This is a genomic window from Polaromonas sp., from assembly GCF_039930745.1.
Classification (GTDB): domain Bacteria; phylum Pseudomonadota; class Gammaproteobacteria; order Burkholderiales; family Burkholderiaceae_C; genus Polaromonas.
This window is the reverse complement of the sequence record NZ_JBDTTH010000020.1, coordinates 1-15,364: the sequence shown is the minus strand read 5'-3', so window position 1 is coordinate 15,364 and position 15,364 is coordinate 1. Positions and strand designations below refer to the sequence as shown.

15 protein-coding genes are annotated in these 15,364 nt (G+C 61.7%); 3 read left to right on the top strand and 12 right to left on the bottom strand.

What is annotated here, in order from left to right:
* Positions 1-4: 4 nt before the first annotated feature.
* The 12 genes from ABI660_RS08980 to ABI660_RS08925 form a co-directional block, all read right to left on the bottom strand.
* On the bottom strand, positions 5-814 hold the full coding sequence (locus tag ABI660_RS08980) for a thioesterase family protein (protein WP_348067054.1): 810 nt from the start codon (positions 812-814) through the stop codon (positions 5-7).
* A gap of 27 nt (positions 815-841) precedes the next feature.
* Positions 842-1,720, bottom strand: a complete 879-nt coding sequence (locus ABI660_RS08975) for an alpha/beta fold hydrolase (RefSeq protein WP_348067052.1) — start codon at positions 1,718-1,720, stop codon at positions 842-844.
* Between the two features lie 280 nt (positions 1,721-2,000).
* Positions 2,001-3,200: an acetyl-CoA C-acyltransferase gene (locus ABI660_RS08970; protein WP_348067050.1), complete on the bottom strand. Its 1,200-nt coding sequence runs from the start codon at positions 3,198-3,200 to the stop codon at positions 2,001-2,003.
* A 25-nt stretch (positions 3,201-3,225) separates the two neighbouring features.
* Positions 3,226-3,732, bottom strand: a complete 507-nt coding sequence (locus ABI660_RS08965; RefSeq protein ID WP_348067048.1) for a DUF4442 domain-containing protein — start codon at positions 3,730-3,732, stop codon at positions 3,226-3,228.
* A gap of 160 nt (positions 3,733-3,892) precedes the next feature.
* Positions 3,893-6,316 (bottom strand): 3-hydroxyacyl-CoA dehydrogenase/enoyl-CoA hydratase family protein, encoded by a 2,424-nt coding sequence (locus ABI660_RS08960; RefSeq protein ID WP_348067047.1) that lies wholly within the window; start codon positions 6,314-6,316, stop codon positions 3,893-3,895.
* A 2-nt stretch (positions 6,317-6,318) separates the two neighbouring features.
* On the bottom strand, positions 6,319-7,191 hold the full coding sequence (locus ABI660_RS08955; RefSeq protein ID WP_348067045.1) for an alpha/beta hydrolase: 873 nt from the start codon (positions 7,189-7,191) through the stop codon (positions 6,319-6,321).
* Positions 7,192-7,215: 24 nt separating this feature from the next.
* Positions 7,216-7,650: a DUF2147 domain-containing protein gene (locus ABI660_RS08950; protein ID WP_348067043.1), complete on the bottom strand. Its 435-nt coding sequence runs from the start codon at positions 7,648-7,650 to the stop codon at positions 7,216-7,218.
* A gap of 38 nt (positions 7,651-7,688) precedes the next feature.
* A complete protein-coding gene (locus ABI660_RS08945; protein WP_348067041.1) occupies positions 7,689-9,485 on the bottom strand; it encodes an acyl-CoA dehydrogenase C-terminal domain-containing protein in 1,797 nt (598 codons plus the stop codon).
* 21 nt (positions 9,486-9,506) lie between these two features.
* Positions 9,507-10,271 carry a TetR/AcrR family transcriptional regulator gene (locus ABI660_RS08940; protein ID WP_348067039.1) on the bottom strand — a complete coding sequence of 255 codons (765 nt, stop codon included), beginning with the start codon at positions 10,269-10,271 and terminating at the stop codon, positions 9,507-9,509.
* Positions 10,272-10,417: 146 nt separating this feature from the next.
* Entirely contained in the window at positions 10,418-11,266 is an 849-nt protein-coding gene (locus ABI660_RS08935) for a fumarylacetoacetate hydrolase family protein (RefSeq protein ID WP_348067038.1), read from the bottom strand.
* A gap of 196 nt (positions 11,267-11,462) precedes the next feature.
* Positions 11,463-12,209 carry an SDR family NAD(P)-dependent oxidoreductase gene (locus ABI660_RS08930; RefSeq protein ID WP_348067037.1) on the bottom strand — a complete coding sequence of 249 codons (747 nt, stop codon included), beginning with the start codon at positions 12,207-12,209 and terminating at the stop codon, positions 11,463-11,465.
* Positions 12,206-12,940 (bottom strand): SDR family oxidoreductase, encoded by a 735-nt coding sequence (locus tag ABI660_RS08925; RefSeq protein ID WP_348067035.1) that lies wholly within the window; start codon positions 12,938-12,940, stop codon positions 12,206-12,208. Before ABI660_RS08925 ends, ABI660_RS08930 begins: the two co-directional genes overlap by 4 nt.
* 137 nt (positions 12,941-13,077) lie before the next feature.
* Between ABI660_RS08925 and ABI660_RS08920 the strand changes: the two genes are divergently transcribed.
* The 3 genes from ABI660_RS08920 to ABI660_RS08910 form a co-directional block, all read left to right on the top strand.
* Complete coding sequence (locus tag ABI660_RS08920) at positions 13,078-13,800, top strand: FadR/GntR family transcriptional regulator (protein ID WP_348067033.1); 723 nt, start codon at positions 13,078-13,080, stop codon at positions 13,798-13,800.
* A gap of 53 nt (positions 13,801-13,853) precedes the next feature.
* Complete coding sequence (locus ABI660_RS08915) at positions 13,854-14,840, top strand: sialic acid TRAP transporter substrate-binding protein SiaP (RefSeq protein ID WP_348067031.1); 987 nt, start codon at positions 13,854-13,856, stop codon at positions 14,838-14,840.
* Between the two features lie 69 nt (positions 14,841-14,909).
* On the top strand, positions 14,910-15,364 hold a 455-nt coding region (locus ABI660_RS08910), incomplete at its 3' end, for a TRAP transporter small permease (protein WP_348067029.1).

The window sequence follows — 15,364 nt, the reverse complement described above, 5'->3', positions numbered from 1 at the left end:
ATATTCATTCTTTGTAATAGACGACCTGGTGTGTCGTCACCAGCAACTCACCGGCCTCATTCCACAACTGCGCCGTCTGGTCAAAGTAGCCATTGCGAAATGCCTGGGCCTGCGTCTGCCCCAGCAGGTGGCCGCTGCCGGTTGCCTGCAGCAGAGCCGCATCGGCATGGTAGTACACCGTCATCGACACTGTGCCGATCGGCACCAGCACCGGCCGGCGCCGCCAGACCCGGGGGAAAAACACATCCGACAACGCGGTCAGCGAGGCAAAATCCAGCGGGCGCGGCGGGTCGTCGCGCAGCCACAGCCGGGTACGGCTGATGCCCTGGTCAGCACCGTTCCATTCGACCGGAATCGCGCCTTCGGCAAAACGCATCTCATAACGCTTGACCCACTCCACGCGCGCCGGACCTGCGGCACGCGGAACATCAGCCGCTGCCGGAACATTCGGCATGGTGTGTTCATCAGCGCCCCAGGTGTCGCGCCGCAAGCCGAAAAAGGCGGTGCCTGTCAGCACGGTCTCGCCGTTCTGCTGCATTTCGATCACCCAGTGCTGGGTCGAGCGATTGGTGCGCGCAGGCCGCGCCGTCACGGTGAACGGACCATCGGCCAGCGCTGCCGCAAAGTTGACAGTCAGCGAAATCGGATCACCCAGGCGCTGCGGGTGCTGCAGCACGGCGTTCAGTGCCTGCGCCGCCGTGACGCCGCCGAAGGGCCCGACCATGTTGGCGTAGGCGGCACTCGTGTGGCCGAGAAATGTGCCATCGTCCTGCACCTGCAGGGCGATGGCTTCATCGAAAGGGTGAGAATTCATGGAACCAGTATGCCGCTGCAGCGGCCATCAGGCAGTCGTGCCGGCGACGCTTGTGGCGGCCGAAGCGGGCGCCATTCGCTCCAGCATGTCCACCGTTCGCGGCCACAGGCTCTGGCTGAACTGCTGGCGGAAAAATCCGAAATGCCCGATGCGTTTGACACCCAGATCAGCCGGCGTGATGCGCTCAAAGCTGCGCTCAGTGCCGGTGTACAGATTGATGAGGTTTTGCGTGCCACGCCAGGTCATCAGTTCGTCGTCGGTGATGGACAAGGCCAGCACCGGAAAAGTCGCCTGCGCATAAGCCAGGCGCGCACCCTCGCCCTCGGCGCCCACGCTGTAGAGCGGATCCAGGCACCACTTGCGCCACTGCAGCATCACACCCGCCGGCAGGTCACCGACCTTCTTCAACTTGCGCCCGGGAAAATAGCCGCACAGGCGCGTGGACAGCGGCACCAGCACGTACCAGAAATAGAGAATCATGCGTCTGAGTTGCGGCGCGTTGTCGCGCCAGTAGCCGCTGCCGGCGGCGATACTGACCAGCCCGTCCACCTTGCCCTGGTTTTTCAGGAAACCCGGCAGTTGCGCACCCAGGCTATGGGCATGTGGCAAAGCCGCCTTTGCCGAATCGACAACCGCTTCATAGTCGCTGGCCCAGTCGAACAGATCAGCCTTGAAGCCGCGCAGGGTGCCACCCGGCGTGCCCGGCAAGGACTCGCCGGAACCGCGGTAATCAAACGTCGTCACGCGAAAACCCTGGCCTGACAGCCACTCCGCAAACGGCGCGTAGTAGTCCTGCCGAACCCCCATCGCGCCGCCAATCACCACACTCGCACGCGCAGTTTCCGCCGGGTCATAGATCCGCAAGGAGAGTTGTGATGTGCCCGATTCAAGAACCTGCTTTTGCATGACTTTTCCCTTAAACAACCACGTAGCCGCCGGGGCGTAGCGAGCGGGATGCAGTGCTAGGCGCGGGCGCCCGAAGAAAACCGGAGCGACCTAAAGGGTCGTGAGGATTTTCTTCGGGCTGCAACAACGCAATGCGCCCACGCAGTAGCCTATCTCCAGGGCATAGCGAGCGGGATGAGCTGCAAGGCGGCCGGAGCGGACCCACCGGAACGTACTTCAGGTACGTGAGGGTGGGGAGCACCGGACCAACGCCGCAGATCGCCCGCGTAGTAGCCCAACCCTACACCCGTTCAAAGATGCCTGCGGCGCCTTGCCCCATCCCTACACACATCGTCACCATCCCATACTTCAGCTGATGCCGATGCAAGGCATGAATCACCGTCGCGGCGCGAATCGCACCTGTCGCGCCCAGCGGGTGGCCCAGCGCAATCGCGCCACCCATCCGGTTAACCTTGCTGGCATCAAGGCCCAGGGTATTGATCACCGCCAGCGATTGCGCAGCAAAAGCTTCGTTCAGTTCATACCAGTCGATGTCGCCCTGCTTCAGGCCCGCATAACGCAGCGCGGCCGGAATCGCTTCGATCGGACCTATGCCCATGATGTGCGGCGGCACGCCCTTGGCGGCGTAGCTGACAAAGCGTGCGAGTGGCTTGAGGCCATGTTCCTTCACAGCTTTTTCGCTGGCCAGGATCAACGCGCCGGCGCCGTCGGAGGTTTGCGAGCTGTTGCCGGCGGTGACCGAGCCGCGCGCGGCAAACACGGTCTTGAGCTTGGCCAGGCCTTCGAGCGAGGTGTCGGGACGCGGGCCTTCGTCCAGGCTCACGGTACGGGTCTTGCTGATCACCTCGCCGCTTTCGAGATCAGGTGAACGGTCGGTGACTTCGACTGGCGTGATCTCGGCGGTGAACTCGCCGTCCTTCTGCGCCTTGATGGCCTTCTGATGCGATTCGAGCGCAAACTGGTCCTGCGCGTCGCGCGACACTTTCCACTGCTGTGCTACCTTCTCGGCGGTCAGACCCATGCCGTAGGCAATGCCGATGTTCTCGTCGTTGGCAAACATGGCGGGCGACAGCGAAGGCGAGTTGCCCGACATCGGCACCATGCTCATGCTTTCAGTGCCGGCGGCAATCATCACATCGGCCTCGCCGACACGAATGCGGTCGGCCGCCATCTGGATGGCGCTCAGGCCGGAAGCGCAAAAGCGGTTCACGGTGATGCCGCCCACGCTGGTCGGCAAGCCGGCCAGCACCGCGCCAATACGCGCAATGTTCAGGCCTTGCGGTCCCTCGGGAATCGCGCAGCCGCAGATGATGTCTTCGATGGCTTTCGGATCCAGCGTTGGCACTTGCGCCAGCGCGGCTTGCAGCGCGCGCACCAGCAGGTCGTCGGGACGGGTGTTGCGGAAAAATCCCCGGTGCGAGCGCCCAATGGGCGTGCGCGTGGCGGCAACGATGTAGGCTTCCTGGACTTGTTTGGCCATGATGTCAGTTCCTTTGATTCTTTACTTAACTTTTTCGCGGGCCGGACGGAATCCAGGCCCACACAAATTCACATTCGACCGGGTTCACGCCGGCCTCGTCAGTCACGGTGACTGCCACGGTCACTTCACCCTTGTCGCTGGCCTGCATGGCGGCGCGCTGCTCGTCGCTCAAGGTGGCCACGGCCCGGAGCGATCCGGTCGCGCGCTTTTTGAACGCCATCTTCAACTCTTTGGCCAGCGGTGTGCAGTCGTCCCGCACATTCATGCCCACCACCATGCCGGTGGCGGTTTCCGCCAGCAGGTTCATCGCCGAAGCATGAATGCCACCAATGTGGTTTTGCACCTTCTTCTCGTTCCTGATACCGATCTCGACCCTGCCCGTCGTCATCTGCAGAAAGTCCAGCCCCGCCGTGCCCGTGAAAGGCACGGCGCGGTGCATCACCACACCCCGAAACCAGGTGCGCGCAAACGCAGGCAGGTCCGACAGCCGGTCCAGCTGGCGCTCAAGGCGGTTGGGAGAATGAGTGGTCATGGCCTTCATTGGTTGAATAAGCGAGAAGTGCGCGGCTGAGCAAGCGTAGCGAGGGATCGTCAGGCTAGGCGCGGGTGCCCGAGAGCAACCGGAGCGTACTTCTGTACGTGAGGATTGGTCTAGGGCTGCAACGACGCATGGCGATTCCGCAGTAGCTTGATCAGTTGCGCACAGGTTTGCCCGTGCTCATCATTCCCATAATCCTCTCTTGAGTTTTGGGATGTTCGAGCAACGAGCAGAAGGCCTTGCGCTCCAACGTCATCAAGTACTCTTCCGTCACCAGCGAACCCGCATCGACATCGCCGCCGCACACCACGTTGGCGATCAGGCTGGCAATGTGGAAGTCATGCGGGCTGATAAAACCGCCGTCGCGCATGTTCACCAGTTGGCCCTTGATGGTGGCCAGGCCGCTGCGGCCCACCACCGGGAATTGGCGTTTGTGCGGCGCGCGGTAGCCGGAGTTGAACAGGGCACGCGCTTCGTTGAGCGCGACAAACAGCAACTCGTCCTTGTTCGGCACGATGACATCGCTGTCGAGAAGATACCCGATCTTGCGGCTTTCGATCGCGCTGGTACCGACCTTGGCCATGGCCGCGGCGGTGAATCCTTCGGTGAGGAAAGGCAGGATGTCCTTGTTGGTGGACGCGGCGGCATTTTCCGCGGCACGGCGGGCGATGTAGGCCAGACCGCCGGCGCCGGGCACCAGGCCCACTCCGACTTCAACCAGACCGATGTAGCTTTCCATCGCGGCCACGCGCTTTGCCGAGTACACCGCCATCTCGCAACCACCGCCCAGCGCCAGGCCGCGAATGGCCGACACCACGGGCACGGCCGCATAACGCAGCTTGAGCATCACGTTCTGCAATTCGGCCTCCGCGCCTTCAATCGCCTTGGCGCCGCCCATCATGAAAGCCGGCAACATGGCCTGAAGGTCAGCGCCGGCGGAGAACATCTCGTCGTTGGACCAGATCACCATGCCTTTGTAGCTTTTTTCGGCGAGGTCTACACCCATCGCCAGGCCTTCGGCGACATCGGGGCTGATGGCGTGCATCTTGGTCTTGATGCTGGCAATGACCACGTCGCCCTGGTCACCGTCCAGCGTCCACAAGCGGATCGCATCGTCTTCATGCAGCGTGGTGCCTGCCGTCTGGAACGCAAGGGCGTTGGAACCCAGCACGTTCTCCGGAAAGAACTGGCGCTTGTAGACCGGCAGCTCGCGGCGCGCAATGAATTTGTTGGCAGAAGCACTCCAAGAGCCTTCGGCCGTGTGCACACCACCGGCGGCGACCACCGAACCCTTGAACACCCAGTCGGGCAGTGGCGCCTTGCTCAGCGCGCGGCCGGCATCAATGTCTTCCTTGATCCAGTTCGCCACCTGCAGCCAGCCAGCTTCCTGCCAGAGCTCGAAAGGGCCCTGTTTGGCGCCGAAGCCCCAGCGCATCGCAAAGTCAATGTCGCGCGCGGTTTCGGCAATGCTGGCCAGGTGCACGGCGGCGTAATGAAACTGGTCGCGCAGGATGGCCCAGAGGAAACGCGGCTCGGCGCCTTCGGCTTCGCGCAACAGCTTCAGCCGCTCGCCGGCCGGTTTTTTGAGCATGCGGCCCACCACTTCATCGGCCTTGGCGCCGCCAGCAACATACTCCATGCTCTCCGGGTCCAGGCGCAGGATGTCGCGGCCGACTTTTTTGTAAAAGCCGGCTCCGGTTTTCTGTCCCAGGCTTTTGGATTCCAACAGTTTCGATAGCACGGCCGGCGTGCCGTAGATATCGGAGAACGGATCTTCCACCTTTCCGCTGCCGACAGGGCCGAGGTTGTCCTGCAGCGTCTTGATGACATGCGCCATGGTGTCCAGGCCCACCACATCGGCAGTGCGGAAAGTGCCGGAACTGGCGCGGCCCAGCTTCTTGCCGGTGAGGTCATCGACCACGTCGTAGCTCAGGCCAAAGTTCTCGGCTTCCTTGATGGTGGCCAGCATGCCGGCAATGCCGACGCGGTTGGCAATGAAGTTGGGCGTGTCATGTGCGCGGATCACGCCTTTGCCCAGCCCGCTGGTCACGAAGGCTTCGAGGTCGTCGAGCACTTTGGGTTCGGTAGTCGGCGTATTGATCAGCTCGACCAGCGTCATGTAGCGCGGCGGGTTGAAAAAGTGGATGCCGCAGAAACGCGGCTTGATGGCTTCGGGCAACGCCTCGCTCAGCTTGGTGATCGACAGGCCCGAGGTGTTGCTGGCCACGATGGCGCCTTCGCCGATGAAGGGCGCTATCTTGTGGTACAGGTCGGTCTTCCAGTCCATGCGTTCGGCAATCGCCTCGATGATCAGGTCGCACTCTTTCAGAACATCCATGTGTTCTTCGTAGTTGGCCTGCTGGATCAGCGCCGCATCTTCCGGCACGCCGAGCGGTGCGGGCTTGAGTTTTTTCAGGCCTTCAATGGCTTTGATGACAATACCGTTCTTCGGGCCCTCTTTGGCAGGCAGATCGAACAGGACGACAGGTACCTTGAGGTTGACCAGATGGGCGGCAATCTGCGCACCCATCACGCCGGCGCCGAGCACCGCGACTTTTTTGACTTGGAAACGTGACATGGTTAAGACCTGGTTGGGGTTATCTGGTTGAAAAATTCGAACACGGCGCTCCAGTAGCGCTGTGGTTCGTCGCGCATGCCATGCGTGTGGTCGGCGTGTTCAAGAACCAGGCGCTGGATGCGTTCCGGCCGCGAAGCGGCTTGCTGCAACGCGTCGCCGAAATGCACCGGCGTCCAGCGATCGGCCTGGCTGTGGATGAGCAGCACGTCCACATCGCGCATGCTGGCGAGGTGATGAACCGGCCGAAGGTGCAGTTCACTTTCGGGATTGATACGCCGGCCCACAGTGAGCACCGCATGGGCCAAGGGGTAGGCTTTCCAGAAATCGGGCAGCGTGGGCGGGCAGCCCTCGGCCACGACCTTGTCGAAAGGGAAGTCCGCCTCGGCGATGGCGCTGAGCGTATTGATCGCACCAAAGGAAGCCGTCAGCGCATGCACCGGCAGGCCGGGAAAGGCGCTGCGCGCCCACTGCCCCACGGACAACACGTCGCCGGGGAAATCGAAATTGGTCGAAGGGCTTTCGCCGAAACCGTTGAAGTCAAAGGCCACCACGTGAAAGCCTGCATCCAGCAGCTTTTGCGCGTGCCCGTGGCGCAGCCAGAAGCCCTTGCAGGCTAGGCCCATGGGATGGGCACACACCACCACGCCGTGCGCGGCAAGCGGCGTGCGCGCCACGATGGCCTCCAGCCGGCTCGTGCTGCGGCTGGCAACCTGCACCCGCTCCCAGCCTTCCTGCGGCACACCCGCCGGCCAGCGCCAGGGCTTCATGAACCGGCCGAAAAACGGCTTCTTGAGCAGGTGGTGCCCATACCAACGGCGCTCCGCCGGGCCGCTACCCTGGCCGATGCGCAGGGCCCGGGAAATAGCCTCACCCATGGCGTGCCACCGCTTGAGTCGGGTTCATGGCACACGCACCCAGGTCTGGGTCCGTCCGAAGGGGCCGAAGGAGCCGCGCACTTCCAGCTTTTTTCCGCCGTCGATGGGCGTCATGCGCAGCGTGTAATCGCGTCCGTTTTCGGGGTCGAGAATCTTGCCGCCTTCCCAAACATCCTTGCCTTCCGCCTTTTTGGCGCCGCGGATGATCTCCAGGCCCAGGATGGGCTGGTCCTTGCGTTCATCACTGCATTTGTCGCAGGTGTCGTCAGGCTTGACGTCCTTCCCGAGGCGCTTGTCGATCTTGCCGCTGAGCACGCCGCCGCTCTCGACAATCCGGATGTCGGCTTTCGCCTCGCCGGTCTTGTCGTCGATGTTGCGCCACAGTCCCACCGGCGTCACCTGGGCCAGCGCGGGCAGGGAAAACACTCCGAAAATGATAGCTAATGAGGCACGGTACATAAGGGCTCCAGTGCTAAAAGGCTTGATAAATCGGGCCATCAGGCCAGTGCGGCGTCAGTGTCCATCAGCACCTTGCTGCCGCTGCGCGCGGTGCGCATCAGCGTCGCGGTCTCAGGGAAAAGCTTGGCGAAGTAAAAGCGCGCAGTCTGCAGCTTGGCCTGGTAGAAGGGGTCGGTGTTGCCGGCCGCCACTTCGCGCAGTGCCACCTGCGCCATGCGGGCCCAGAAATAACCAAACACCAGGTGGCCGGCGACACGCAGGTAGTCCACCGCGGCGGCGCCCACTTCGTCGGGATTCTGGAAACCCTTGAAGCCCAGCTCGGTCGTGAACTTGGTCATCTGGTCAGCCAGGTAAGCCAGCGGGTTGATGAACTCGGCCATCTTCTCGTTGACGCCTTCCTCGGCTACCAGCGCGCCTATCAGTTTGCCGAATTTCTTCAGCGTGGCGCCGTTGTTGCCCAGCACCTTGCGACCCAGCAGGTCCAGCGACTGGACGGTGTTGGTGCCTTCGTAAATCATGTTGATGCGGTTGTCGCGCACAAACTGCTCCATGCCCCATTCCTTGATGAAGCCGTGGCCGCCGAAGACCTGCATGCAGGCGTTGGTGGCGATGTGGCCGTTGTCGGTCAGGAAGGCCTTGACGATGGGTGTGAGCAGCGCGACGACTTCGGCTGAGTCCTTGCGCACCTTTTCGTCGGGATGGTTGATTTCCTTGTCGAGCAGCAGCGTGCAATAGATCGCCAGTGCACGGCCGCCTTCAGCATAGGCCTTGGCCGTCAGCAGCATCTTGCGCACGTCGGGGTGCACGATGATCGGATCGGCCGGCTTGTCCTTGGCTTTCACACCCGACAGGCTGCGCATCTGGATGCGGTCCTTGGCGTAGGCCAGCGCGTTCTGGAAAGCCACCTCGGTCAGGCCCAGCGACTGGTTGCCCACACCGAGGCGCGCGGCATTCATCATCACAAACATCGCGGCCAGGCCCTTGTTAGGCTGGCCGACCAGGCTGCCGCTGGCGTTTTCCATGACGATCTGCGCGGTGGCGTTGCCGTGGATGCCCATCTTGTGTTCCAGGCCGGAGCAGAAGATGCCGTTGCGCTCGCCCAGCGAACCATCGGGCTTGACGTTGAACTTGGGCACGACAAACAGGCTGATACCCTTGCTGCCTTGCGGCGCGTCCGGCAGGCGGGCCAACACCAGGTGCACGATATTGCCGGCCATGTTGTGTTCACCGGCGCTGATGAAAATCTTGTTGCCGGTGATTTTGTAGCTGCCATCGGGCTGCGGCTCGGCCTTGCTGCGCAGCAGGCCCAGGTCGGTGCCGCAATGCGGCTCGGTCAGGCACATGGTGCCGGTCCACTCGCCGCTGACCAGCTTGGGCAGGTAGGTTTTTTTCTGCTCGTCGGTGCCGTGCGCGTGCAGGGCTTCATAAGCGCCGTGCGACAGGCCCGGGTACATGGTCCAGGCCTGGTTCGCCGAATTCAGCATCTCGTACAGGCACTGGTTCAGCACAAAAGGGAGGCCCTGGCCGCCGTATTCGGGGTCGCAGGACAGTGCCGCCCAGCCGCCTTCAACATATTTGGCGTAGGCCTCCTTGAAACCCTTGGGAGGCGTCACCTCATGCGTGGCCTGGTCGAGCTTGCAGCCTTCGGTGTCGCCGCTGATGTTCAGCGGAAAGGTCACCTCGGCCGCAAACTTGCCGGCTTCTTCAAGCACGGCATTGATGGTGTCGACATCCACCTCGGCGTGTTTGGGCAAGGCCTTGAACTCGTCGGTCACCTTGAGCACTTCGTGCATGACGAATTGCATGTCGCGCAGCGGCGGGTTGTATTGAGGCATGGGGAAGTCCTTTGAAGGGGATTAAACGGAAGAGGAGGAAGAAGAATCAGGCACCGCCCGGGCCATACCGGTGAGCGATGCGGAAGTGATAGGCGGCGACAGCGCCAGAGCGGCGTCATTGCCGTAACGCGCCAGGATGCTCTGGAAGGCCCGCAAGGTGCGGTCTATCGAGCCAGGTGTTTTGAGGAAACGGGCCTCGTAATGCAGGGCCAGGATCAGGCCATGGATTTCGAAAGCAATCTGGCGCTCGTCGGCGTCCGCGTGCAGGTGGCCGGCCTCCTTGGCCAGCACCACGGCACGGTACATGGCAGCCAGCCAAGTTTGCACCGACGTGGCCAGCGCATCGCGCACCGGGCCGGGCCGGTCGTCAAACTCAACGGCGCCGCTGATGAAAATGCAGCCCGACTGCAGTTCCACCGCCACACGTTTCATCCAGTTGCCGAACAGGGCCTGCACACGCGGCAAGCCTTTGGGCTCTTTCAGGGCGGGGTAAAACACCTCTTCCTCAAAACGCGCGAAATACTCGCGGATGACGGAGATCTGGAGTTCTTCACGCGAGCCGAAGTGGGCAAACACGCCGGACTTGCTCATGCGCATGACCTCGGCCAGGGCGCCTATGCTCAGGCCTTCGAGACCGATCTGCGTGGCCAGGCCCAGCGCCGCATCAATGATGGCGGCCTTGGTCTGCTGGCCTTTTTGCTGGCTTTTGGCAGCGCCAGCCACCTGCAACCCGGAAAGGGAGCGGGCGGCACGGGCAGTTTTGGCAGGCAATTCAGTGACGGACATGGCATCCAGACAAATAAAACGAACGGTCGTTCTATTTTGCAGTATTTCCATGTCCCCACGCAAGCAGCGGGATTTTCTAGAGAAGTTTTTCTAAGCCAGTCAAGGGTAAACCCTAGAGGCTGGCTTCGCACGGCTTCAGGCCGGGTTCAAAGCTTGAAGGGTACGACCACCTGGCGCTGCTCACCCAGGCCTTCAATGCCCAAGGCCATCACGTCGCCTTTTTTCAGGTACAGCGGCGGCTTCATGCCCAGGCCAACGCCGGGAGGCGTGCCGGTAGTGATCACATCGCCCGGCAGCAGGGTCATGAACTGGCTGACGTAGCTGACGATTTTGGCGACGCTGAAAATCATGGTCTTCGTGCTGCCGGTCTGCATGCGCTTGCCGTTCAGGTCCAGCCACATGGCGAGTTTTTGCGGGTTGGGCACGTCGTCGCGTGTCACCAGCCAGGGGCCTAGCGGGCCGAAGGTGTCGCAGCCCTTGCCCTTGTCCCAGGTGCCGCCGCGCTCGATCTGGAATTCGCGCTCGCTGACGTCGTTGATCGTGCAATAGCCGGCAACAAAATTCAGCGCGTCCTTTTGCGACACATAACGTGCGCGGGTGCCGATCACCACGCCGAGTTCAACTTCCCAGTCGCTCTTGACCGAGCCCTTGGGCAGCATGACCGGGTCGTTGGGGCCCTGGATGCAGCTGGTGGCTTTCATGAACACCACCGGCTCGGGAGGAATTGGCAGTCCCGACTCGGCGGCATGGTCGGCGTAATTCAGGCCGATGGCAATGAACTTGCCAACACCACCGACCGGGCTGCCGAAACGCGGCTTGCCCTTGACCAGTGGCAGGGTGGTGGTTTTCAGCTTGCGCAGCTTAGCCAGCGCGGCATCGCCGAGCTGGTCAGGGCCAACGTCGGTAATCACGCCGCTGAGATCGCGCAGCTTGCCATCCGCATCAATGAGGCCGGGCTTTTCTTTGCCCGGGTTGCCATAACGAACGAGTTTCATGGTTTTTCCTTTTTAAAAACAAGTGAAAAGTGGAGGCGTCCAGAAATTCGATTATCGGGATGCAGGGCAAGGCGCACGGCGCGCAGCAACCGGAATGCACTTGGGTGCATGAGGATTGCGAGCACCGCCGAACATCCAGGTTCGCTCACGCTCCGTGCAGCCATGCGCCCGAGATTCGGATTTATGGATGTCTCCATCAGTAAGTGGAGCGTCCACCCGACAGGTCAAACACCGCACCGGTCGAGAAAGAACATTCTTCGGTGCACAGCCAGCCCACCATCGCGGCCACCTCTTCGGGCGTGCCGAAGCGGCCCATGGGGATTTTCGACAGCATGAAGGCAATGTGTTCAGGCGTCATCTGGTCAAAGATGGCGGTCTTCACCGCGGCGGGCGTCACGCAGTTGACGCGCACGCCAGTATCGGCGAGTTCCTTGCCCAGCGACTTGGTCAGCGCGATCACGGCGGCCTTGCTGGCGCTGTAGGCACTGGCGTTCGGGTTGCCGTCCTTTCCGGCCACCGAGGCAATGTTGACGATGCGCCCATAGTTGTTGGCGCGCATATGCGGCGTCCACTCGCGGCAGCACAGGAACAGGCCGTTGAGGTTGACTTCCATCACCTGGTGCCAGTCGCCCACCGGATAGTCCCAGAGCTTGACATTGGGACCGGTGACGCCGGCGCTGTTGACCAGCGCGTCAACCCTGGAAGCAATGCGCAACGTGGCCTGAACAGCGGCCTGCACCGATGCATGTTGCGATACATCGACCGTCACCGCCGAGGCCTTGAGCCCTAACGCGGCAACCGCTTTTTCGGCTGCGTCCCCGTCGCGGTCCCACAGAGTGACACTTCCGCCTGACTGAATGAGGCGCTGCGCGATGGCATAGCCTAGGCCTGTTGCCCCGCCCGTGACCACAGCATGCCTGCCTTCGAAGTCGAGTCGGTTCATATGGTCATGCCACCATCGACAGAGAACAACTGACCCGTTGCAAAAACCGACTCGTTGCTCGCCAGGTACACCACGATGGGCGCAATTTCATGCGCCTGCGCCATGCGCCCCATGGGCTGGCGCGCGACAAAATTCTTGCGCGCCTCCACCGGATCGGCATAACTGTTGATGCGGTCTCCCAGAGAAGGCGTGTCCACTGTGCCGGGCGCAATGGCATTGCAGCGTATGCCCTGGCCCACAAAGTCCGCGGCCACCGACTTGGTCAGTCCCACCACCGCCGCCTTGCTCGCGCCGTAGGCAAAACGGTTGGGCAAGCCCTTGAGGCTGCCGCACACACTGGCCATGTTGATGATGCTGCCGCCGCCGTTCGCCAGCATTTTGGGCAGCGCTGCCTGGATCATCCAGAACTGGGCGCGCACGTTGAGGTTGAAAGCAAAATTCCAGTCCTCGTCCGTGGCCTGCAGGATAGTGCCGTTGTGCACAAAGCCCGCGCAGTTAAACAGGATGTCGAGCGCCGGCATGCTGTTTATGAGCTTCTGGATGGCCGTCTTGTCGAGCACATCAAGCTTCGTCACGTGGATGTTGGGAACGCCCGCATAGGTTTCGAGCAGCTTCTCATTCACATCGGTGGCCCAGACCTGCGCGCCTTCTGCCGCCATCGCCAGCGCGCTGGCCCGGCCTATGCCCTGCCCGGCAGCAGTGATCAGTGCGGTTTTTCCTTGAAGTCTCATGTCATTTCCTTTGCTTGCCAGCTTGTTGGAGGTTTAGGGTTTAGCCGGATGCCGGTTGGCCGGAATCATGGGATTATTAATTGGTCTGACCACTTGTCCAATTCTGGCTAACCCTTAATACCCACCCTGCCCTTTTCATGCCGCTGCAAACCGTCGAACCGCAACGCCTGTACCGCCAGATTGCCGAGCAGCTGCGCTCGCTGATCGGCAAGGGCGAGTTTGGCCCGGGCACGCGCCTGCCGGCCGAGCGCGATCTGGCCAAGCAGCTGGGCGTGAGCCGCCCTTCCGTGCGCGAGGCCCTGATCGCCATGGAAGTCGAAGGCTGGGTGGAAGTTCGCACCGGCTCTGGTGTTTATGTGCTGGACCGGTCCAAGCGGACACTGCGCAGCAATGGCCCGCAGCTGACCCCTGCCGAATGGGGTCCGCTGGAGCTGATCCGCGCACGCCGCGTGGTGGAAGGCGAAATCGCCTCCATGGCCGCCGACCAGGCCAGACGCAAGGACACGGACACCATGCGCGCCGCGATCGACGCCATGATCAGCGATGCCAACCGGGGTGTGCTGCCGCTGGAGGGCGATCGCGCCTTTCACACCGCCATCGTCGGGTCCTGCGGCAACGTGGTGCTGATCGAGACCGTCCAGACCTTCTGGGATTCGCGCCGTGGCCCACTGTTCACGCGGCTGGGGGGTTACTTCGAAACCATGAAGTCCTGGCAGTCGGCGATTTCCGAACACGAAGCCATTCTTGCCGCCATCTGCGCGCACGACAGCGCCGCCGCCCGCACCGCGATGCATGCCCACATGGACAAGTCCCATGCCCGATTCAGTGCGAGCTGGCGCCGCGCTAAGACGATGAGCTGATTTCCGCCAGCGTTTCCATTCCTGCTTTCCCTTTTTTTAACCGAGGAGACAACATGACCAAACGATTGACAATCAAAGCCATCGCCTGCTGCGCCATCCTGGCGGGCGGCATGGGCAGCTTGGGCCTGGCCCAGGCACAGACCAAGCTCAAGTGGGCACACGTGTATGAGACGTCGGAGCCGTACCACAAGTGGTCGGTCTGGGCCGGCGAGGAATTCAAAAAGCGCACCAACGGCAAGTACGAGATTCAGGTCTTCCCGGCTTCCAGCCTGGGCAAGGAAAGCGACATCAATCAGGGCCTGCAGCTTGGCACGGTGGACATCATCCTGACAGGTGCCTCTTTTGCCTCCAACTCCTACCCGCGCCTGGCCGTGAGTTATTACCCTTTCACTTTCCGCGATGCCGATCATGTGATCGCCTACGGCAAAAGCGACATTTTCAAGGAGTTGACAGAGGGCTACAAAAAGGCAACGGGCAACACCGTGACCGCCCTGACCTACTATGGCGCGCGTCATGCCACCAGCAACAAGCTGTTCAAGAACTGCGACGAGATGAAGGGCATCAAGATGCGCGTGCCGGACTCCCCGGCCTACACCGCGCTGCCGCGTGCCTGCGGCGCCAACCCGACACCCATCGCCTTCGCCGAGGTCTACCTGGCGCTGCAGAACGGCACGGTGGATGCGCAGGAAAACCCGCTGCCCACCATTGAGGCAAAAAAATTCTATGAAGTGCAGAAGAACATCATTCTGACCGGCCACATCTCTGACGCGTTGTTGACCGTGATATCGCCAAACCTCTGGAACAAGCTGTCACCGGCCGAGCAGAAGATCCTCTCGGAAGTGACGCAGGAAGCCGCCGTCAACGCCACCAACGACATCCGCAAACGCGAAGGCGAACTGGTTGAGGAGTTCAAGAAAAAGGGCAACAACGTCGTGACCGTGGACCGCGCCGATTTCCAGCAACGCGTGCTCAAAGCCATCACTTTTGAATCGATGAAGCTCGACAAGAAAGACTGGGACCGCGTGGTCGGCCTCAAGTAAGGTCAGCCAGGGGCCGTACCGGGCTGCCTCAACAGGCAGCCCGTTCCTACCACTCAGGATCATCAGACTATGAAGATAGAAACCATTGACGAGATGGCCCCCGTGATGGGTGCCGACGGCGAATTTCATGCCCAGGACGAGGCCATCGACCTCTCTGGCACAACCCTTGAAGGCTGGGTGGCGCTGGGCTTTTTCTGGATCCTGGGCGCCACGGTGTTCTACCAGTTCTTCACACGTTATGTCATGAACGATTCGGCCGCGTGGACCGAAGAAATCGCGCGTTATCTGCTGATTGCCGTGGTCTTCACCGGGGCCACCATCGGCGTGGTGAAAAACAACCACATCCAGGTTGATTTTTTCTACAAGTTCATGTCGAAGCCGGTGGCACGCGCCCTGGCCACACTGGTGGACGTGATGCGCATCGGATTCTTCGCTGCCGCCACCGTGCTGACCGGAATGATGATGAGCAAGCTGGGCAGCAACTCGCGCATGACCATGGTCGACCTGCCGATGAACTGGGTGTA